This window comes from Nitrospira sp. BLG_1 (genome assembly GCF_047338595.1).
Taxonomy (GTDB): domain Bacteria; phylum Nitrospirota; class Nitrospiria; order Nitrospirales; family Nitrospiraceae; genus Nitrospira_D.
Genome location: NZ_JBLFBO010000047.1, coordinates 1 through 19,252, shown reverse-complemented (window position 1 = coordinate 19,252; position 19,252 = coordinate 1). Strand labels below are relative to the sequence as shown.

21 protein-coding genes are annotated in these 19,252 nt (G+C 54.2%); 14 read left to right on the top strand and 7 right to left on the bottom strand.

Annotated features, from left to right (window positions below):
* Nucleotides 1-106 precede the first annotated feature (106 nt).
* Complete coding sequence (locus ACMTNU_RS18030; protein WP_413936686.1) at nucleotides 107-1,105, bottom strand: methyltransferase domain-containing protein; 999 nt, start codon at nucleotides 1,103-1,105, stop codon at nucleotides 107-109.
* A 437-nt stretch (nucleotides 1,106-1,542) separates the two neighbouring features.
* Here ACMTNU_RS18030 and ACMTNU_RS18025 point away from each other — a divergent pair, with 437 nt between their 5' ends.
* Nucleotides 1,543-1,917 (top strand): YajD family HNH nuclease, encoded by a 375-nt coding sequence (locus ACMTNU_RS18025; protein ID WP_413936685.1) that lies wholly within the window; start codon nucleotides 1,543-1,545, stop codon nucleotides 1,915-1,917.
* Nucleotides 1,918-2,135: 218 nt separating this feature from the next.
* Here ACMTNU_RS18025 and ACMTNU_RS18020 read toward each other — a convergent pair whose 3' ends face one another.
* On the bottom strand, nucleotides 2,136-2,642 hold the full coding sequence (locus tag ACMTNU_RS18020; protein ID WP_413936684.1) for a hypothetical protein: 507 nt from the start codon (nucleotides 2,640-2,642) through the stop codon (nucleotides 2,136-2,138).
* Nucleotides 2,643-2,813: 171 nt separating this feature from the next.
* Between ACMTNU_RS18020 and ACMTNU_RS18015 the strand changes: the two genes are divergently transcribed.
* From ACMTNU_RS18015 to ACMTNU_RS17965, 11 genes are all read left to right on the top strand, one after another.
* Nucleotides 2,814-4,010: a phage tail sheath family protein gene (locus ACMTNU_RS18015; RefSeq protein ID WP_413936683.1), complete on the top strand. Its 1,197-nt coding sequence runs from the start codon at nucleotides 2,814-2,816 to the stop codon at nucleotides 4,008-4,010.
* Between the two features lie 121 nt (nucleotides 4,011-4,131).
* A complete protein-coding gene (locus ACMTNU_RS18010) occupies nucleotides 4,132-4,707 on the top strand; it encodes a hypothetical protein (protein WP_413936682.1) in 576 nt (191 codons plus the stop codon).
* A 269-nt stretch (nucleotides 4,708-4,976) separates the two neighbouring features.
* Nucleotides 4,977-5,927, top strand: coding sequence for a PilZ domain-containing protein (locus tag ACMTNU_RS18005; RefSeq protein WP_413936681.1), 951 nt, complete (start codon nucleotides 4,977-4,979; stop codon nucleotides 5,925-5,927).
* Nucleotides 5,928-6,121: 194 nt separating this feature from the next.
* Nucleotides 6,122-6,517 carry a translation initiation factor gene (locus ACMTNU_RS18000; RefSeq protein WP_413936680.1) on the top strand — a complete coding sequence of 132 codons (396 nt, stop codon included), beginning with the start codon at nucleotides 6,122-6,124 and terminating at the stop codon, nucleotides 6,515-6,517.
* Nucleotides 6,518-6,706: 189 nt separating this feature from the next.
* A complete protein-coding gene (locus tag ACMTNU_RS17995) occupies nucleotides 6,707-7,141 on the top strand; it encodes a rhodanese-like domain-containing protein (protein ID WP_413936679.1) in 435 nt (144 codons plus the stop codon).
* 234 nt (nucleotides 7,142-7,375) lie between these two features.
* Complete coding sequence (locus ACMTNU_RS17990; RefSeq protein ID WP_413936678.1) at nucleotides 7,376-7,888, top strand: tetratricopeptide repeat protein; 513 nt, start codon at nucleotides 7,376-7,378, stop codon at nucleotides 7,886-7,888.
* A 97-nt stretch (nucleotides 7,889-7,985) separates the two neighbouring features.
* Nucleotides 7,986-8,453 carry a CreA family protein gene (locus ACMTNU_RS17985; RefSeq protein ID WP_413936677.1) on the top strand — a complete coding sequence of 156 codons (468 nt, stop codon included), beginning with the start codon at nucleotides 7,986-7,988 and terminating at the stop codon, nucleotides 8,451-8,453.
* Nucleotides 8,454-8,625: 172 nt separating this feature from the next.
* Entirely contained in the window at nucleotides 8,626-8,850 is a 225-nt protein-coding gene (locus ACMTNU_RS17980; RefSeq protein WP_413936676.1) for a hypothetical protein, read from the top strand.
* An 88-nt stretch (nucleotides 8,851-8,938) separates the two neighbouring features.
* The gene (locus tag ACMTNU_RS17975) at nucleotides 8,939-9,625 is read left to right on the top strand and encodes a hypothetical protein (RefSeq protein ID WP_413936675.1); all 687 of its coding nucleotides are present in this window, start codon (nucleotides 8,939-8,941) and stop codon (nucleotides 9,623-9,625) included.
* A gap of 130 nt (nucleotides 9,626-9,755) precedes the next feature.
* On the top strand, nucleotides 9,756-10,280 hold the full coding sequence (locus tag ACMTNU_RS17970) for a hypothetical protein (protein WP_413936674.1): 525 nt from the start codon (nucleotides 9,756-9,758) through the stop codon (nucleotides 10,278-10,280).
* A 135-nt stretch (nucleotides 10,281-10,415) separates the two neighbouring features.
* Complete coding sequence (locus ACMTNU_RS17965) at nucleotides 10,416-10,784, top strand: PilZ domain-containing protein (RefSeq protein ID WP_413936688.1); 369 nt, start codon at nucleotides 10,416-10,418, stop codon at nucleotides 10,782-10,784.
* 218 nt (nucleotides 10,785-11,002) lie between these two features.
* Here the strand turns inward: ACMTNU_RS17965 and ACMTNU_RS17960 are convergent, their stop codons facing one another.
* Together ACMTNU_RS17960 and ACMTNU_RS17955 are read right to left on the bottom strand one after the other, a co-directional pair.
* Entirely contained in the window at nucleotides 11,003-11,308 is a 306-nt protein-coding gene (locus ACMTNU_RS17960; protein ID WP_413936673.1) for a hypothetical protein, read from the bottom strand.
* 698 nt (nucleotides 11,309-12,006) lie between these two features.
* Nucleotides 12,007-13,080, bottom strand: a complete 1,074-nt coding sequence (locus tag ACMTNU_RS17955) for a sigma-54 interaction domain-containing protein (protein WP_413936672.1) — start codon at nucleotides 13,078-13,080, stop codon at nucleotides 12,007-12,009.
* A 726-nt stretch (nucleotides 13,081-13,806) separates the two neighbouring features.
* Here ACMTNU_RS17955 and ACMTNU_RS17950 point away from each other — a divergent pair.
* Nucleotides 13,807-14,571, top strand: coding sequence for a TerC family protein (locus tag ACMTNU_RS17950; protein WP_413936687.1), 765 nt, complete (start codon nucleotides 13,807-13,809; stop codon nucleotides 14,569-14,571).
* A gap of 24 nt (nucleotides 14,572-14,595) precedes the next feature.
* Here ACMTNU_RS17950 and ACMTNU_RS17945 read toward each other — a convergent pair whose 3' ends face one another.
* The gene (locus tag ACMTNU_RS17945; protein ID WP_413936671.1) at nucleotides 14,596-16,041 is read right to left on the bottom strand and encodes an MFS transporter; all 1,446 of its coding nucleotides are present in this window, start codon (nucleotides 16,039-16,041) and stop codon (nucleotides 14,596-14,598) included.
* Between the two features lie 82 nt (nucleotides 16,042-16,123).
* Nucleotides 16,124-16,321 (bottom strand): hypothetical protein, encoded by a 198-nt coding sequence (locus ACMTNU_RS17940; protein ID WP_413936670.1) that lies wholly within the window; start codon nucleotides 16,319-16,321, stop codon nucleotides 16,124-16,126.
* A gap of 92 nt (nucleotides 16,322-16,413) precedes the next feature.
* On the opposite strand from ACMTNU_RS17940, the gene hrpB reads away from it, so the two are divergent.
* Nucleotides 16,414-18,942, top strand: coding sequence for an ATP-dependent helicase HrpB (hrpB, locus tag ACMTNU_RS17935; protein WP_413936669.1), 2,529 nt, complete (start codon nucleotides 16,414-16,416; stop codon nucleotides 18,940-18,942).
* A 6-nt stretch (nucleotides 18,943-18,948) separates the two neighbouring features.
* Here hrpB and ACMTNU_RS17930 read toward each other — a convergent pair.
* A partial coding sequence (locus ACMTNU_RS17930; protein WP_413936668.1) for a YkvA family protein occupies nucleotides 18,949-19,252 on the bottom strand: 304 nt, incomplete at its 5' end.

The following is a 19,252-nucleotide window of genomic DNA, read 5'->3' as shown; positions in this document are numbered from 1 at the left end:
GCAGCGTCTTGCCGCGGTAAACCTCCATCTTCTGCGGCGTACCGTCGATCGTGACCAGGTCGATGTCGTAGAAGCTCATAAATCCCACTTCACAGCGTCTCCATACTCATGACCGTACCAGCCTGTCATCCGTCTGCGCAGACAACCGCGCACTCGTCGGGACAGTGGCATGCACGGCTCGAAACATGCCAAAACGACAGAGCCCTGTCCCAAACGCCAGACGCATTAATAGGATCGTGGGCACTTCTCGCAGTGATTTCATGAACCCGCTCATGCCGAACCGAACAAGCCCTGCCGGACGGATCACGCCCTGCCAGATCGAATCGAGCCACGAGGGTAAGGTTTCGACAGTCCAATCCGCTGTGGTGACGTTACCCGCCACTAGTCCGGTTGCCTCTAGTAGTTCTGAAAACTCTTCAATACTCGAAAAGGCCGGATGAGCCCATTGATCCAACAGCTGCCGCATCACCGGCTTTTCCCACCAGTTGAGTGGAACCTGGCGATCGTCCCGCTGATTCCAATCGGCCACAACGAGAATTCCACCCGGCTTCAGCACGCGCATGAGCTCTCGAGCAAACTGCGCTTTATCCGGCATGTGCGGTCCTGCCTCGACCGACCAGACCACATCAAAACTGGCATCGGGGAACGACAGGGCCAGCGCATCATCGACCTGAAAGCGGGCATTCACCTCCGGGGCGGTCAGTTCTTGAGCCCGTCTGACTTGCTGAGGGCTGAGCGTGACTCCGGTCACCGCAAAACCATACTCCCGCGCCAGCATGCGACTGCTGCCGCCGATGCCGCAGCCCACATCTAACACCGTCGTACCGAAAGGCAGCTTGCCTAACCCACCCCAACGCACCATTTCATGCACAAAGTCTGACTTGGCTTGGAGAAAATCCTTTTTGCGGGGTGGAGAGCCGTAGTGTCCCATATGGATATGTTCGCCCCAGTAGAACTCGAGAATGCCGTCATTCGTCCAGTCATCATAGGAATCGGCGACAGAATCGGCAGACTGATATTTACGGGGGGCGCGCACATACAGCACGACTCCGATCAGCAGGAGAACCAGGAGAAGGACAATCGTCACAAGAAATAGGTTCATCATATCGAATCTCTGATTACCGTGAGGTCTTTACCATTGATGACCCATAGAAAAGTTATGCAACCGAGTACCCTAGGCCCCCCACCCTTCTCTCTAGCTATGCAGACAACGGCGAAACGTGGCGCAGCGTAGACTCGAAAATGTGACCAAGTCAAGCTGCAGGAGTGTTGGCTCTCCTTGATGAAAAAGAGGAGCGTCGATCAGTCCTGAATCCAAAGGGAGAGGAACAACGGACTGAACTCCGAGGTGGATAATGAGGGCCAAGCCTTCAATCCCGCATTTGATGTTGAGAAACCTCTGCGCATGGCGTTTTGCTCAGAGCACGATCGAAGGGTCCATCCTGTCCATGGTGAGGACAGTCGAACCGAGCTTGTCGAAGAAACGATATCCAGTCCCAATCCACGCCTAGCGTGTTTTCGTATAAAGTCTGTTGTAGAATAATGACGTGCGGAGTCACCGATCGAACGGAGGCTCTCATGGCACGGAGTATCCCGCATCACCGCGAGCAGACCTATCGAGCCCTCGCGCTGAAACTCTTACCCTGGGTCTGTGCACATTGCGGACGAGACTTTGACGGTAAGAAGCTGAACCAGCTCACGGTTCACCACAAAGATCACAACCATCACAACAATCCACCCGACGGGAGTAACTGGGAGCTGCTGTGTCTCTATTGTCATGACAATGAGCACCAGCGGTATCTGGTGGCCGACCAACCGAGTGAATCCGCGCGAAGTCCTGAAACTGAACGACCGTCAACCTTCACGCCCTTTGCCCGTCTCGCCGACTTACTCAAACGCAAGGACCTGGAGGAATAAGTCCATACCTCGACTGGAAGACGCTTGACAGTGATCGCCTACAGTCGGATGGTTTGCATAGAAACTACTGATTGGATCAGTTCTACCGCCTAACACCCGAGATACGCAGCCACCTCAGGTCTTGCAACGGTTTTTGGCGACGCGTTGGCCGATGATCCTTGACCGGAGCCTTTGAGGTGGGTGCTCCCTTCTAAGGACTCGCGTAGCAAGGCAAGTGGTCACTGTCCACGGAGTTTTGGGATGATTCCGTTGGCCAGTCCGATGACGTTGGACTTGATCGAGTCAGCTGTTCCGCCGACCGGCACACTGAGTTGAATGGTGAAATGATGTGGACCAGTCCAGACCATCAGCTCCGCATACTGGTCCCTGTTGTTGTGGAAGAACGCAGTATCGCCGACGCCAGACACCGGCTGCCAATCCTTCCCCGGAGACTTGCGCAGTTCGTCGGCCATTGAGAAGGGATTGACCTGCAGGCCGATCTGACCATCGTCGCAATACGAACCGTTCGGTCCCACCGGTTCCTCTGTGGGTTTAAACTGCTTGAGCACCCCGGACTGGCGCAGATGGGGCGGAGTGGTATCGAACTTTGTGACCAGATCTTCTGTCAGAAGAGCACAGGCGCTGATTCGAGACTTGCCGGCTACCGCAGCATTGTGAGACTCCATCGCAAAGACCGTGATCGATGCGCATGTCACCACCGCGAGCAGCACAAGTATCTGACGCATCACTCTCTCCGAATGAATGGCTAGCATGCTATGCAACCCATCAGTCCACTGTCAACCTGTGACCAACGCATCAAGTTCCTATCGCCATAGTCCCTTCCGTCACCACCATAGACCAGCCTGGCCTGAAACAGTAGAATACCCCTGGCTCGTTCACCATCATCAGGCACTCCGATGCCAGGCGATTTGACCCATCCAGGCTTGTTCATTAAGGAAGCTTCTCAAGGTCCCCACCCAATTACAGGAGTTCCTACTTCCGTCACAGCATTTGTTGGAGTTGCGCAAGCAGGGCCACTCCACTCACCGCTCTCAATCACGATTTTAACCGAGTTCGAATCACACTTCGGCTCGTTCACCTCTGCACCTGACTTGTGGTGCAGCGTACGCGCGTTCTTCGACAATGGAGGCAAGCAGGCGCTCGTTGTCCGTGTTCGAGCCCCCTCCCCTCATAGGAGAACGACCGGCCTTCCTGGATCACGCGCTCGAAAGACCGGGCTCTATGCACTTGAACGAGCAGAACGGTTCAATCTCCTTTGCCTCACGCCAGTCACTCCTGGAGCGGATGTCCCTCTCGCGACGTTCCGGAAAGCCTTGGCCTACTGCCAGGAGAGGCGAGCCATGTTGCTGATCGATCCGCCTGCTGAATGGGAACCGTCTTCTTCAACGCTGGTGCATGGGTTCGTCAATCAGCTTATACCGTCCCAGGAAACATTGGGGAGGACTGCGGCCAATGCGATGCTCTATGTCCCTCGCATGTATGTCGATGATCCTGTGACAACCGGAGCCCTGCGTCTGATTGGTCCATCAGGGGCAGTGGCAGGAGTTATTGCAAGAACAGATGAAACCCTCGGTGTCTGGAAGGCCCCTGCTGGTACAGACGCCACCGTCGCCGGCGTCTCCAGATTACCATTTATGATGTCGGAGGATGACGTCGCCTCCCTGAGCAGCCAAGGCATTAATTGTCTCCGGCCAGTCCTGGACCGTATTGTTGTCTGGGGTGCACGTACCTTAGATGGTCGGGATGAGCTCGGCAGTGAATGGAAATATATCAACGTCAGACGCTTTGCCCTCTTTCTTGAATCAAGCATCAGAGAGGGCCTCACGTGGGTTGCCCTTGAGCCGAACGAAGAGCCTCTGTGGACGAAGGTCCGACAGGTGGTCGAACAGTTTCTTCATGAGCAGTGGAAACATGGCGCCCTGTTGGGCATCAAGCCGGATGAAGCTTTCTTCGTAAAATGCGATCAGACAACGATGACCCAACAGGATCTCGAGCAGGGTCGATTGGTATGCCTCATTGGAATCGCACCGATCAGGCCGTCTGAATTCATTATGTTTCAAGTCGTGAAAGAGACCGCCCTTCACCTACCCTGAACGCGCGCCGCTCATGGATAGGCATTACCTAGCTTGTACTTAAAGTGTTTCTTTATATATGAGCAGAGATATCCTTATCTCAATTTGGCTAGACTCATTTGCTCACAGCCGGAGGTGATGCATGATCATTCGACGGATGAATTTCTCGAGGACACACTATTTCTCTGGTCGGCTGTTAAGCGCAGATGATTTCCTGGCCGAGCAGAATTACCTTCAAGATACACAGCGATTTCGCAACCTGCACGTGCATGGGTACGGGGTGATTTCAGGATTATCAGTATCCGTTCATACTCCCGGCTCCCACATCTCTCTGAGTCCTGGCATGGCCATTGATGCGATCGGAAGAGAGATTTGCGTCCTCACACCGATTGAGTTCACCTTGCCGAGTACCAAGAGTCGTTGCCAGGTATCCGTGCGCTATGTGGAAGCTGAGACGAAACCGATGCCATCCACTTCTGTCGGTACAGGTCTGGAGGAGGCCACCCAGAACAGCCAAATTGAGGAAGGCGTGGAGGTGGTCGTAACACCGATCGGTACAAGCGGAAAGAGGGGCCGTCGGCCTGTCGCTTTAGCCACGGAGACGGGTACACCCGGGGTCCCCCTCGCTGTTCTCCACCGTAAAGGTTCTCGTTGGATTGTGATTGCCCTGCCTACGCGTTCTCGTTCCACAGGTACACGTAAGAAACCTAAACTATAAGTTGAATGAAACACTACCTCCTGCAGAGGTTACGCCCTCCAACCACTTACATGGTTAGCCACCTGAGTGCTCACTCCAAGTGCATTAACCACGACAGTATCTCGAAGGGCTGTTGCCGGGTGACACCGCTACGCGGGATAATGCGCTCTTGAAGGCACTATGCACAGTGAGTCTTCATTGAGAGAATACGCACAAGTCCCTCCCCTCATGATTCATGGTGAGGGAACGTAAGGAGTCCCAGTGATGGAAGAACGGAGCATCGATCAGTTATGGATCTGAAGGTCGACGAACAGCGGACTGAGCCCCGAGTTGCGGTGCAATTTCGTACCATGGTGTCTGACTCTGTAGAGGCGGAAGGGACTAGCGTTCTGCTTGATCTGTCACAAAACGGGTGCCGACTGGAAAGCCCACTCCTCATGTTGCCTGGTCTTTCGGTAGCACTGCGGATCGCAGTCCCCGGCTTCGAGTGGGCCCTGATGATTGATGGGGCCGATGTGCAGTGGGCGGATGAGGACCGCGCCGGGCTGGCATTTGTTCGCATCAGAGAGACGGAACGGCAGCGATTGCATGAGGTCGTGGCGGCTCGACTCGCCAAGGGGGCTGATACGAACGACGATGCACAGGGCGAGCTGATCCCATGTGAGTTCCAAGGACTGGAAGCGGTGCTGGCGAAAGATCCCACACTTGCCGTCAGCAAGGGTCTGGCATGGTTCGCTCAAGACCCTACAGAATTCCGATTTCGAGGAGGGAGTCTGCTTAGTAGGGCGTTTCCTACCTGTACACCTAACTTCGCAGCTGCGCTCGGCGAGTTGGTGAAGGCCGGTGGCGACAAGGAAGCAGATTTCTCTCTGGCGCTGCTCCAGAACTATCTTGGTTCGACATCTACCGACAGTGTCGTGAAAGAGATTGTCTCACGCTTTTCTGATGACGATCGCATCATGGGTGAGGTTCGGACCATCATCAATAGCCCGAACATGGCCTTGGTCTCCGGTGAATTCGCCCTGGCGGAAGCCTGGCGAGTCAAGAAGGAGTCGCTGACGCACTGGCTCACAGATGAGCGACGAGCGGTCTCATCCTTTGCCGAGCAACACCTTGCTGAGCTCAACCGAATGATTACGGCAGAGCGGCATCGTGTGGAGACGGAACGGGAGCTACGAGAGAGAAGTCGACATGAGGAGGAGTCCGGCCACGATCATGGGTACAGGCCCAAACCCTTCTAGCAGGATGCGGGGAAAGGCCGCCAGCAGCGTTCTCGCATCGCTCAGAGGCTCAACGTACAGGGCAGAGTACAATTCGCCGCTTCGCTCGCTGCGGCCTTGAACGGTGAGGTATGCGTCTCGGCGCGCAGGGGTGAGCGGGTGAGCACGAAGACCTTTTTGCGCACTCTGCAGGGATGTCCCGGAGCAATGACCACATGAAAGAGAAGAAGCGCCTTCCTACTGATGGTGGGTCAGTCAAATGGACTAGCCCATTCGCTACACTGAAACAAGCACAACTGCCGATGGGTTCCCTCACGCATGGAACTCCTGATCACCATGTTGCCACGCCCACCGTGCCCAAGAAGCATCGTGGACGTGTCGATATCCTTCGGCAGACGGCGCATCGCGGGGGAAAGACCGTCACGGTAATCACAGGGTTTGTCAGGATTGGGCAGGCGGAGAAGGAAGCGCTCGCGAAACAGATACAGAAAGTCTGCGGCGCTGGTGGAACAGTCAAGGACGGTCGAATCGAGATTCAAGGCGATCAGCGTGAGGCCGTTGCCCGCATTCTCGTCGAGGCAGGGTTTCGCCCGGTCCTCGCTGGTGGATAATGACCCAGTGCCTTGGGATGGAGTTGATCCTACGTTCTCAGGGGGCAGCGAGAGTGTTCGTCGAACGGTCTCAGTTCATATGATCGGTTTTGTTATCGGATACCGATGCGCTATCCACTGATCATCGGACTGCTTCTGCTCGGATGCTTCCTTCTTCTATGGAGACACAACCTCCAGGCACCCAGACATGTGAGTGACAGGGCCTATGATTTGGTGCTGTCTACCCTGCTCTCGCACAACGTACCGGCAGTTTCAGTCGATCAGATCGACTCCGGTGAGTTTCATCTGCTTGATGCACGCTCTTCCCACGAATTCGACGTGAGCCATATTCCCGGGGCTGTCTGGGTAGGGCATGAAGACTTCTCGTTAGATCGGCTGACCGGTCTGGCAAACCATGCCCCGATAGCCGTCTATTGTTCAGTGGGGTATCGTAGTGAGCGCATTACTGAATACCTACGCCGGCAAGGCTATACGAATGTGGTGAATGTCTATGGCGGAATCTTTGAATGGGTGAATACAGGACACCCGGTTGTGACTCCAGCTGGCGATACAACAGAAGCCGTCCATGCGTACTCGAGGTTATGGGGTGCCTGGCTCACGCGCGGTGAACGAATCTATGAATAGTGTAAAGAGAATGTCCAGAAACCCTTACCCATTGAGGTGCTCTCTCACTCTGAGAACGATCGTGGATCGACCCGTTCAATTTCCCCTGCGGACATCTGAAGCTGTTGCAGTTCTCCCTTTAAATCCATAGACCGACATGGATCCGGCACAGTAAAATGTGGAGTATTCTCTTCCTCTATGGACCGTGGGAAGAAGACTCCTTGAGAGCTTGGTTCGGGTGAAAGGATGGTGTTGATGCGGCGTTATGTGTTGCCCCTGTTATTGTTTCTGACCTACGTATCAGGTATGTGGCCAGCGTCGGCGTTGGCCGCACAGTCCCTTGAGGATGCGGAATTGGCGTATGATCGTGGCGACTATACTCAAGCTGCTCGTCTCTTTAGTCCTCTGGCAGAGCAAGGCGTCGCATCAGCCCAGTTCTACCTTGGCCTGATGCATGAAAAGGGACGAGGTGTCCGGCAGGATCACTTCACGGCACTGACATGGTTTCGCAAGGCGGCGGCGCAGGGTTACGCAGGCCCACAGAACAATCTAGGTCTGATCTATGAACGCGGTCGAGGCGTCAGGAAAGACGTGGTTCGTGCGCTGATGTGGTACACGATCGCTGCCACCATGCTGAGCGGCAATGAGGGAAAGGTGGCCCTACAGCGTCGAGACCATCTGACGACACAGATGACGGCTGCACAGATTGAGCAAGCACGGGACCTCGCGCAGCGTTGTCAGCAGTCACAGTTTAAAGACTGTGACTAGCTGGGCAGAGATCATGCGATGAAACTTGAGGGATCGGTTCTGCAAACACACATCTCCCGGCGGAGATAACACTTAGCCACGGCAGGAGAAGGCATCGATGAATACCAACAGCGTTATGATCATGTTGTTTTGTTCCATCACGCTCGTTTCGGCCGCTTATGCGGAGGAAGTAGGGAGTGTCGACACGAAGTTCAAAATGTTGGGACCTGATCACAAAATCGTGATTGAAGCCTTTGATGATCCCAAGATTGAAGGGATTACTTGCTATTTGAGTCGATCCAAAAAAGGCGGCTTAAAAGGGATGGTTGGTTTGGCGGAGGAAACCTCCGATGCTGCATTGTCCTGTCGTCAGGTCGGTCCCATTCACCAGACGAGTGAGTTGAAAGAAGGAGAACGAGTCTTTAGCGAGAGTCGCTCGCTTGTTTTCAAGAAACTGCAAGTAGTTCGGTTTTTCGACAAAAAACGGCAGACCTATATCTATCTGGCCTATAGTGACCGCGTCATTGAGGGTTCACCACAAAATGCTATCTCCACCGTGCCCATCCAACCCTGGGCAAGTCAATAAAGTCATCGAGCCACAGTCACAACGAAGAATTCGGAAATGAGGCGGACGGCCTACGTCCCGACGAATGAAGAATCACCTGGGAGAGCAGTTCGTTGAAACTGTTTTGGCCTGACCTGTTCCTGAGTGTATCCTTTCGATGCAGATCGGACTCGAACTGTCTCGGGGGAATGCCATGACCACTGCAAAGTGTCTACTAATTGCTGGCGTCAGCAGTCTGGTGAGTTCTGTGATTGGGTATCAGTGGCACGCCGTCCCGCTCTCACACGTCCATGCCGAAGGGATTCTTCAGTATGAGGAGCCTGTTCATCCAGCTGTGACACCAACCTATCCACCAGGCTATTACGTGATGGGAAGAATCTATCTCGATGGCGGCTCAGCAGAGATGGTTGGTAAATGAGTATTAACTTCAGGAGCGTTGTCGGTACAAACTCATCCCGAGACCTCCTCCTATCCACGAATCACCACCATTAAGCTTATGAGTGTGGATGCCCCTTCTCGTCCATCGAGTGATCCTCTTCAGCCATAATACGGTGGAGGAGAGCAGTATCAGGAATGTATCCTTAGTGAAGCGACGAAATGGCATCATAGTAGCTCTCTCGCTCGCTGGTCTTCTTTCCGTCATACTTCTCGGAGAAGGGTGCGCTTCCAAGCATCCGCCTGCTGCCATCCGCTTCCCCATCACCAATGGCTTTCACACGCTCTTGCCCACTGAGCAGCAGCGCATTCTCATCTGGGGTGAGCGTACGTTGCTCAATGTGACTGAAGAGTGGCTTCGTTCTCATCATTACTCCTACATCCTAAGCCATCCACAAATTGGCGATTCTGCATTGGATCGTGAGGCCGTACTCTCACTCGCAACAGAACAACAGGCAGAATTTGTGCTCCTACTTGAACGAGATGAACTGAAGACAGGAGCGTTGATCGAGTCGCATTGCGGCCCACGGTTCAATATCAGCGTCACCGTGCGAGGGCTCGCCCTGGTGAGCCGAGAAACGGTCTTCCGAGGCAGCGCCTATTACCCACATTGCGTTGACCGTACGAACGAAGTCTATGAGAACCTGACCTGCCAAGCGCTCGCGACTACCTGGGGATTCCGCCCGTCCGGTCAGCTCGAGATCCCCTCATCATTGGCATGCACAAGCGGGCAAATCCCCCTTTCCACAACACGCTAGGAGCCTGTCCGACATTGCCTTCGTCTCAAGGTGAAGTAGATACGGCTTGCACCACCCCATACAAAAGCACTACTAGTTTTACGTGTAATTGTATTGCATTCATCAGTGTTCAGCGTGTAAGAGAGGGCTCATGACGTGGGGACTCAATAGCCGAAGAGGGGCAATAACGATAGGACTCATTCTGTTCTTGACGGGAGCAGCACAGGCTGAGGACGGTCGAGGTCAGTCCAACACTCCCCTTGAAGGGGCGTTTCGGTTTAGCACGGTCAAGACCTGCACGGATGTTGTCATCGGTTCCACGGCACACTTCTACTTCAATGGAACTATTATTTATGATGGAAGTGGGTCCGCGAAGCTTACGCAACAAGGAACACTGGTTCTACCAGGATCAACGTCGATGTCATTCGAAGAGACTGCCGACCTAACGTATTTCCTGAAGCCGAACGGGAGTCTCGTTCAGGAGGGAACATTCGTCGCAGCCGACCGATCCTATACCATCACGGGTGTTCGGATGGTTGGACAAATCGACGCACAAGGCACTATCGTGATGCTTAATGGCCCCATCCCTCCTGAGCAAGAAACGGTCACGGCCGCCGGAGGCGTGATCTCTCAGTATTTCTGTGGTGCTTCGGGAACGGCTATCCGGATGCGCTAAGCTGCAGCAGATTCCTTGTTCCCCTATCCTGTGATGAGTCAGTATTGAGAGATACCTCGGCAGGCCTCTCTTCTCAGCCCATCGAAGGTGGGATATCAGACTCGCGTGAGTATCGGGTACAATCCCTCACACCACATGGCTGGCTACTCTCATACACGGACATATGTGCGGTTTCCATTTTCTTCGCCGCTGATTATAGGTGGGGAATCCTATGTGTGCGAAGGAGTACTCCGAAACCTTTCCTTGCAGGGTTGTTCGATCGTTTCCGACCGTGAGCTAGCACTGGGCAGCATGGCACGTATGAGCCTCCTGTTACCCGATCAGCTGCGCGCATTACCGATTGAGATGGGCCGAATCATCTGGACTCAGGGGTCTGAGTGCGGGTTGGAATTCATGGAGTTATCCTTGGATTCGCGGTTACGTCTTAGTCGTACCCTACGAGTTGCGTTGATTGACTTCCTGAATGCCAGAACACTACGCGAATATGAGCGCCTTGTTGTGTAGATACCCTTCCGATCGATCCATCAACTGAAGGTCCCATGCACAGAGGCAATTTAACCATTGAGCCGGAGTCTCCTATGCACTCCACGTACACGGCTGCTACCAATAGGCAGCAAGCCTATGCATAAAACGGCTCACCTCTCTGAGTATGGGTGTACGGTTGCAAACCTGGAGGGCTGGCGAGTGAGAGCTGAGTAGAGGTCAAATAGAATGCCGTTCCATTATGGCTGCATGTTCTTGTAGGCAATGAAGGCCGAGATCACGATGGTCTTCTCAATCGCAGTGAGTTCAGGGATGTGGGAAGCAATCAGTTTGAACTCCGCCAACGTCATATGCCGTTGGCGTTTGATCCAATGCACCAACGGCTTCCAGAGAGGATTAAAATTCTGGAACCACCATCCGGGAACCAATCCGTCCATCGCATATTGAGCCGACATTCGTACGGCCTTGGGCTGAACGGTTATCGTTGAATGACCGGATGCCCCTTCATTCCTTTGCATGCTGAACAGTAACCGTGGACGAATCATACAGAAATAATCCCTGATACTCCCTCGTGTTAAGTTATCCCCTGTTTTCACAAACCGCTACATCGACATCACTCACGAGTTCATTCGACACCTCAAGCAAATCAAGTGCCATATTGCTAATATTTACTTTTACTAATAGTTTTAAAAATATGTATTTTAAAACCATGAGTGAGTGACTGTTTTTACACACAGAGTATTATTTTGGGACACACACTTCATTCAGACTTGTACTTCCGAACTCAGCCGAGATGGAGCCCGGCTGAGGAGAGGCTGCATGGCACTGCTGTTTTGCTTATATTTACGGACGTGTCAGGCTACGCTCTCCCCTGGCTAGCCATTCATACCAATCAGAAGAAGTGTTCTATTATGAGACAGTTCATTGCACGTTCTCAGACGAAATCATTCGTGCAATTGTGGGAAATTCTGGAATAGCAACACTCTAGATATAAATCGTCATCTTAATCCCTCTACATATAGTGTACTGATGGGTTCACAGGAGTGTTTCATTCATGAAACACTTTCTCGACTTTCTATAGGGATCACTTCGTTTCAATCAGAGCTAGGGAAGCTAAGTCCGTCATGTGACGTGATGGACCGGAAGAGGCATGATGTGGAGAAACAATTCGCGAACCGGCAGGCCTCAGACTTGGTGCAATAGAGTAGCGGCGATTGCAGCAGAAGGGCGATGAATGATGCTGCTAGGGAACTTGAGATGCTGGTTCAAACGAAGCTGCGACTGGGGATTCATTGATCATCACAGCACTCTGCTCACTCGGATGTGAGTTCCCACTGGGCTTGCGCCTCGTTTTTGTGGACACCAAGGGTTGTGTAAGCATCGGGGTGATCTTTTCAAGTCCATACTGTTTCAGCTTTCGATAAAGAGTCGAGCGGCTCACTTGGAGATCGCGGGCGATCCGACTCATGTTCCCACGATGGAGCGTAAGCGCTTTTACCAGCAATTCCGTCTCAATTCGCTGGTGGGCCGCGCGCAGCGAATCCAAGGAATCCGTGGCATGAAGATCTTCACAGCCCAGATCGAGGTCCTGACGAGTAATCTCCGCCCCTTCGCACATGACCACGGCCCGTCGGACTCGATTACTTAGCTCCCGTACATTGCCAGGCCAAGGGTGCGTACGCAGGGCCTCGATGGCCTGAGCTGAGAATCCACGAATCGGCTTGTGAGTCGTCGCTGCAGCTTGCTGAAGAAACACCATTGCCATCAGCAACGCATCTTCCCCTCGTTCACGAAGGGGCGGAAGATGAATATGCAAGACTCCCAGCCGATAATAAAGGTCTTCCCTAAATCGATTATGGTCGATCGCTGTTTTGAGATCGACATTGGTCGCTGCGATCACTCGCGTATCGACATGAAGGGTCTCCTGCCCTCCGACTCGTTCAAAGGTTCCCTCCTGAAGAAATCTGAGCAGTTTGACCTGTAAAGAAGGAAGAAGATCACCGACTTCGTCTAGAAACAAGGTCCCGCCGACTGCAGCCTCAAGCTTCCCCTTTTTTTGATGGACCGCTCCCGTAAAGGCCCCTCGTTCGTGGCCGAAGAGTTCGGACTCGAGTAAGGTCTCCGGAATAGCCGCACAATTGATCGGCACAAAGGGTCCTTGCTTCCGAACGCTTCGCGCGTGGATGGCCTGCGCAGTTAGCTCCTTGCCTGTGCCGGTTTCACCGGTCAACAGTACCGGCATCTCAGTCGCCGCAACTTTGGAGATTTTGTCGAACACCCCACAAATGGCCAGACTTGACCCAACCATGTCATTCATGACTCACTCCTCTCTTCCCGAACGTCCCAAGATATTTTCGGCTAGGTCATCCATTGTGACTCGCGCTAGGTTTTACAACGAGGTGTGTCACTGGCTCTCGCATCTGCAGTACGCTCGATTGAACTCCATGCACATGGCATCTCATTTGGCTCACCCATCATCTGGATCCTGGCAGACCAGGCACCAGATCTGAAAGGCCCCACTCAAGATACGGGCACTATTCGTCACCCAACCACGGACTATCGGATCTACTACATTATATCGTCAGTACAATTACGACATACGGCTCTATCTTATAGCACAATTACGCATGACGGCTCCAGTCACGAAACGTGCATGGCATACGTTGTCCTGAATGTACAAAACTCATTCAGAATACCGATGGTGTATGTCAACAGCGCCTGCCAGGGTGCCTCTCCGTCTTGGGGTAACAGAACATAGGGCCGCATGGATCTGCATTCTATTCGAAATGCGGCTCATCTTGCTCTCGTTTCGTACATCATCGTGAGTTGCTGAGAGACCGATGACCGGGTGGATATCGATGGGCAAGCCGGACTCCACATTCAACGCAGGTGGGTGACAAACGTCTTCACCCTGGAGCGAACAGACGCGACAGCGACGACACAACCAACTATGCTAATCTGATATGGTCTCGATCGGTCATAGCCTCAGTGCGATCGGCGAGTGCTCGTTTCCACACCGCTCCATCAAGATCCGGAGGATGAGATGTTCGGCTGGCTGACGAATCCTGAAATGTGGATCGCATTGGGAACCCTTGCGGCACTTGAGATTGTGCTTGGCATTGACAACATCATTTTCATCTCGGTCCTCGTCGCTCGGCTCCCCAAACACCAGCGTGACTTGGCCCGCCGGCTGGGGTTAGGGCTGGCCATGTTTGCACGGTTGGGACTTTTATTCTCGATTTCGCTCGTGATGGGCCTGACGGCGCCGGTATTCACCCTGCTGAATCAGGCGATCTCCGGCCGCGACATGATTCTGATCGTCGGCGGCCTCTTTCTCCTCGCAAAGGCCACACATGAGATCCACAATAGTCTGGAAGGAGAGACCGAACAAGCCGACACATCCGTCCCAGTCGGGCTGGGCATGATGCTCCTCCAGATCGCCATCTTAGACCTCGTGTTCTCTTTGGACTCCGTCATCACTGCCGTTGGACTGGTGAACGAAGTATCGGTCATGGCCACGGCCATCATTCTGGCCGTCCTCGTCATGATGTTCGCTGCTCGTCCCATCGGCGATTTCGTCGATGCCCATCCGACGATTAAAATCCTGGCTCTGTCGTTCCTTATCTTGGTCGGAGTGACCTTGATGGTTGAGGGCTTCGACGTGCACGTCCCCAAGGGCTACATCTACTTTGCGATGGCATTTTCAGTCACGGTGGAGATGATCAACATCCGAATCCGTGCACGCCATACGCCACCGGTGAAGCTCCACCATCGATACTCAGATGAAGTTTTGAAAGAAGACGGCTGATATCGACGTCTGTCTCCTACCCCTTCATACGGACCCCGGAGTCCTCGCCGAGAGTGGCGGCGCGAGATGTTCGAGCGGTTGCCGCTCTGCTTTCACACCAAGCCACAACTCGAGCACCGCCCCGAGCAACATCATGCCACCCCCGAGCAGATAACCGTAAAAGACACTGGCAGCGGATGTTTCAATCATCATTCCATAAATCCACGGTGCTGCAATGCCGGCTCCTTGTGCCACGATGAAGAAAAAGGCGATCGCCATCGCACGGATTTCCATCGGAAAGATTTCGCTGACTGTCAGATAGGCCGCACTCGCCCCGGCCGAGGCAAAGAAGAACATCAACGACCAGAGCAGCATCTGCGTCGACAGCGTCAATGTGTTCAGCCAAAATAGATAGCCTGTCACCGACAAAAGGACACCGGCAATTCCATACGTGAAGCTGATCATCACTTTGCGGCCGACCGTATCAAACAATCGTCCCAACAACAGCGGGCCAAGAAAGTTGCCGACCGCGAACGGCAAGAGGTACAACCCAACATCGCTGCTGGTCACTGCATAGTATGTGGTGAGCAGCAGCGGATAGGTAAATGAGATCGCGTTATACATGAACGATTGTGTCACCATCAGTCCAATACCCAATGCCGTCCGTCGAGGATACGACTGGAAGAGTTCTCGAGCCACAGTCATGATCGTGGCATGAGGCCGCGGATGAACCGTCATAGTGCCGTGAGGTTCCCTCAGTGCTGTTCCTCGATCTCGTACCACCTGCTGTTCAATCTGCGACACAATGACTTCTGCCTCAGGCACACGCCCGTGCGTCATCAGCCACCGTGGGCTTTCAGGAATCACACGCCGAACGATGATGATCGCCACGCCCAGCACTGCACCGAATACAAAGCACAGCCGCCAGCCGACTGATTCAGGAAAGATCGCGGGATCCAGTAACAGCAAGGTCAACAGTGCGCCGGCAGCCGAGCCAAGCCACCACGTCCCGTTGATCGCCAGATCGGTATGCCCTCGGTTTCGGGCGGGAATCAATTCATCGATGGCCGAATTGATTGCAACATATTCCCCGCCGATGCCGGCACCGGTCAAAAATCTGAAAACCATGAAGCTCATGAGGTCCCACGATAACGCCGTCAATACCGTCGCCGACAGATACAAGGCCAAAGTGATCATGAACCATTTCTTTCGACCTTGCCGATCCGTGAGATACGAGAAGAGGAGTGCTCCAACGACCGATCCTGTCAAATACGCAGAGGCCGTGAGTCCGACTTCTGAGCGTGTGAGATGTAATGTGTTCGGGTGGGTCAACATCGGGCCGAGTGCAGCCACGATGGATACTTCCAGTCCATCGAGCAACCAGGTCACTCCAAGCGCCCAGACGATTCGCCAGTGCCAGCGCGACCAGGGCAATCGATCTAGACGTTGTGGAACCGCCGTTGTAATAGGAATGCCCCCATCGAAAGTCATGCGACCATCCTAGCACGGTGGCGGACACATCGAGGGGTAGAGACGGAGAGACAGGTAAGGAGCTACAGCCAGTCTTGAAACACTATTCGTCTGGCTCTTGGATGGGACCGGCCCATTCGCCACGAGTCAGCGAAACTTCTTGGAATCCTCCATCCGGCCATTGGAACTGTCCGGCCTCATCGACAAGGACGATGAAGGCATCCGCTTCATGAGCCTTCCCGCGAAACCAATACCAGCCAGGTTGGGTTGGTTTGTCCGTACTCCAACGATACGTCGACATCAGTGGTTCCTCACACGAGTTGAGATTCGCCATTCCTCAGCCTCGTTCCGTTCTGGTACATTGTTCGAGCCAATGGATGACCGTATCACGTCATGTCGAGACTTCCAATAGAAGAAATTCTCCCCGAGATTCATCGAGCACTGGCGACGGGTCAGAATGCGCTCATCAGCGCCCCGCCAGGATCAGGGAAAACGACCTGCATCCCGTTGGCACTGCTGAACGCCCCCTGGCTCGCCGGGAAAAAACTACTACTGCTTGAGCCTCGGCGACTTGCGGCACGAGCTGCCGCTCGCTACATGGCAAAGCAGCGTCAGGAGCGCATTGGAGAAACCGTCGGCTATCGCATGCGGCTTGACACCAAGGTGGGCCCAAACACGAGACTCGAGGTCGTGACCGAGGGGGTGCTGACCAGGCTGCTGCAACAGGATCCGTCGCTTGAGACCTATGGAATCGTCATGTTCGATGAATTCCATGAGCGCAGCGTCCAGGCCGACCTGGGACTGACTCTCTGTCGTGAAACGCAACGGCTCTTCCGCCCCGACCTTCGCCTGCTGGTCATGTCCGCAACGCTCGACTGTGGCCAAGTCGGCACATTGCTCAATGAGGCGCCGTTCATGACGTGTCACGGCCGTATGTTTCCAGTCGAGACTCGTTATTTGGATCAGCCCCTCGCCGGACGACTCGATGTGGCCATCACACAACTGATCCGACACTCACTCTCAAAGGATCAGGGGAGTCTGTTGGTCTTTCTCCCTGGAATGGCAGAGATCCGCCGAGTTGAACGGATGCTACAGGACGCCAACCTTGGCCCCTCCGTACGCATCGCCCCGCTGCATGGTGACCTGCCGCAGGAGCAGCAGGATGCCGCCATTCGCCCCTCGGCTCTCGGAACACGAAAGATCGTGCTCGCCACATCCATCGCAGAAACAAGTTTGACGATTGAGGGCGTGCGGGTGGTCATCGACTCTGGTCGGCTCCGACAACCTCGCTTCGATCCACGTTCAGGTTTAACACGATTAGAAACGATTCGTGTCACGCAAGATTCAGCCGAACAACGCCGTGGTCGGGCCGGCCGATTGGAACCAGGCCTATGCTATCGACTCTGGACGGAACGAGAGCAGGCCACCCTGACGACCCACCGTCCGCCGGAAATACTGGAGGCTGATCTGACACCGTTGTTGCTCGATTTGGCTCAGTGGGGCACTCAGAATCCCATGGACTTGTCATGGCTGACGCCTCCTCCGGAGGCTGCAATCGCACAGGCCAACGATCTCCTGATCAGACTCGAGGCGTTCACGGCAGATGGTCACCTCACGAATCATGGCCGGGCCATGACTGATTTGCCCGTACACCCTCGTCTGGCTCATATGCTGCTCAAATCCGTTCCACGCGGACTTGCGGGCCAAGCTTGTGAATTAGCGGCGCTATTGAGTGAACGCGAAATTCTGCATGGTTCACGTGAACTACACACAGTCGATCTGCGGATCAGGCTTGATGCCTTGCGAGGAGACTATGATTCGACTTCCGGTCTGACAGTGGATCGGGCTGCCGTTCATCGAGTGAAACAAACCGCTGAACTTTGGAGACGGCAACTTGCCGGCCTCTTCGGGCGGTTACAACAGACTGACGATTTTGACCTGTCTCGGAACGCTGGACTACTACTTGCGCTGGCCTACCCAGATCGAATCGCGAAACGACAGTCTGGTGATGAACCTCGCTACCTACTCGCCAATGGGCGCGGTGCCAGATTCATACGGCCAGACCTCTTAAGCAAGGAGCCATTTCTCGTCATCGCTGACCTGGATGGAGCCACGCAGTGGGCAGGGATCACCCTTGCGGCTCCCGTTGCCGCCGAAGACATTGCATCATTGTACCGTGACCAACTGGTCGAAGAGCAATCAGTCGTGTGGGACGAACGGCTCGGGGCGGTTCGAGCGTTGCGTCGCCGTCGGTTCGGAGCGGTTGTGCTCACAGAAGAAGGGATTTCAAATCCTGAGCAGCAGCTCGTCACGACCGCCCTGCTGCAAGGGATTGGTCAAGCAGGACTGCAGACACTCCATTTTACTCCAGAACTCACTCAATGGCTCACTCGCATTGCCTGGCTGAAACAGCTCGAAGGGTCGGATTCGGAATGGCCTGATCTTTCAGAAGAAACACTGTTACAGACATTGGGGACATGGCTCGGTCCATTTGTGTCAGGCATGACCACCCTCAACGCCGTGACCAGGATGGACATGAGTACTCCCTTGCACGCCATGCTCACATACGAACAACATGCACGTCTTGATCGGCTGGCTCCGACCCATATCACGGTACCGAGTGGTTCCCGTCTCCGCCTGGACTACAGCGCGTCAGGTCCTCCGGTACTCGCAGTCCGGTTACAAGAGATGTTCGGCTGTCAGGAGACACCCCGAGTTGCCGGTGGTCGCGTTCCCGTGATGCTACACCTCCTCTCACCGGCCAAGCGACCGATGCAAGTCACACAAGATCTGGGTGGTTTCTGGAAACGAGCATACCAAGAGGTGCGAAAAGAGCTACGAGGCCGATATCCCAAACACCATTGGCCAGAGGATCCCTTGAATTACGCGCCGACCGCCAAAGCTAAACGGCGTGGGGAATGAGGATCATCAACTCCTGCGATTCTGCTCCCATTCACGAAACGCCGCCAAGTCTTGTGCGAGACTATGAAGCAGCAACGCCAGGATTGCGGCATCATCGATCAGGCCGATTCCCGGAATGAAGTCCGGTATCGCATCTACAGGACTCAGGATATAGAGGATCCCCACGGCAACTGATGCGAGGGTACGCACGGACAGACCCCGGTAGCTGCCTCGCTTCCACTCGTTGAGCAATCGAATCAGTAGCGGAAGGTCGGCCCACAGATGGCCGATCGTGCGGAGCATCTCAAAGAACCGGTTGAAGATCTTCATC

Bases quoted from the DNA above. Each gene is read 5' to 3' on its own strand.
- ACMTNU_RS18030 (WP_413936686.1), bottom strand. From the start codon at position 1,105: ATGATGAACCTATTTCTTGTGACGATTGTCCTTCTCCTGGTTCTCCTG.
- ACMTNU_RS18025 (WP_413936685.1), top strand. From the start codon at position 1,543: ATGACGTGCGGAGTCACCGATCGAACGGAGGCTCTCATGGCACGGAGT.
- ACMTNU_RS18020 (WP_413936684.1), bottom strand. From the start codon at position 2,642: ATGCGTCAGATACTTGTGCTGCTCGCGGTGGTGACATGCGCATCGATC.
- ACMTNU_RS18015 (WP_413936683.1), top strand. From the start codon at position 2,814: ATGCCAGGCGATTTGACCCATCCAGGCTTGTTCATTAAGGAAGCTTCT.
- ACMTNU_RS18010 (WP_413936682.1), top strand. From the start codon at position 4,132: ATGATCATTCGACGGATGAATTTCTCGAGGACACACTATTTCTCTGGT.
- ACMTNU_RS18005 (WP_413936681.1), top strand. From the start codon at position 4,977: ATGGATCTGAAGGTCGACGAACAGCGGACTGAGCCCCGAGTTGCGGTG.
- ACMTNU_RS18000 (WP_413936680.1), top strand. From the start codon at position 6,122: ATGAAAGAGAAGAAGCGCCTTCCTACTGATGGTGGGTCAGTCAAATGG.
- ACMTNU_RS17990 (WP_413936678.1), top strand. From the start codon at position 7,376: ATGCGGCGTTATGTGTTGCCCCTGTTATTGTTTCTGACCTACGTATCA.
- ACMTNU_RS17985 (WP_413936677.1), top strand. From the start codon at position 7,986: ATGAATACCAACAGCGTTATGATCATGTTGTTTTGTTCCATCACGCTC.
- ACMTNU_RS17980 (WP_413936676.1), top strand. From the start codon at position 8,626: ATGACCACTGCAAAGTGTCTACTAATTGCTGGCGTCAGCAGTCTGGTG.
- ACMTNU_RS17975 (WP_413936675.1), top strand. From the start codon at position 8,939: ATGCCCCTTCTCGTCCATCGAGTGATCCTCTTCAGCCATAATACGGTG.
- ACMTNU_RS17970 (WP_413936674.1), top strand. From the start codon at position 9,756: ATGACGTGGGGACTCAATAGCCGAAGAGGGGCAATAACGATAGGACTC.
- ACMTNU_RS17965 (WP_413936688.1), top strand. From the start codon at position 10,416: ATGGCTGGCTACTCTCATACACGGACATATGTGCGGTTTCCATTTTCT.
- ACMTNU_RS17960 (WP_413936673.1), bottom strand. From the start codon at position 11,308: ATGATTCGTCCACGGTTACTGTTCAGCATGCAAAGGAATGAAGGGGCA.
- ACMTNU_RS17955 (WP_413936672.1), bottom strand. From the start codon at position 13,080: ATGAATGACATGGTTGGGTCAAGTCTGGCCATTTGTGGGGTGTTCGAC.
- ACMTNU_RS17950 (WP_413936687.1), top strand. From the start codon at position 13,807: ATGTTCGGCTGGCTGACGAATCCTGAAATGTGGATCGCATTGGGAACC.
- ACMTNU_RS17945 (WP_413936671.1), bottom strand. From the start codon at position 16,041: ATGACTTTCGATGGGGGCATTCCTATTACAACGGCGGTTCCACAACGT.
- ACMTNU_RS17940 (WP_413936670.1), bottom strand. From the start codon at position 16,321: ATGTCGACGTATCGTTGGAGTACGGACAAACCAACCCAACCTGGCTGG.
- hrpB (WP_413936669.1), top strand. From the start codon at position 16,414: ATGTCGAGACTTCCAATAGAAGAAATTCTCCCCGAGATTCATCGAGCA.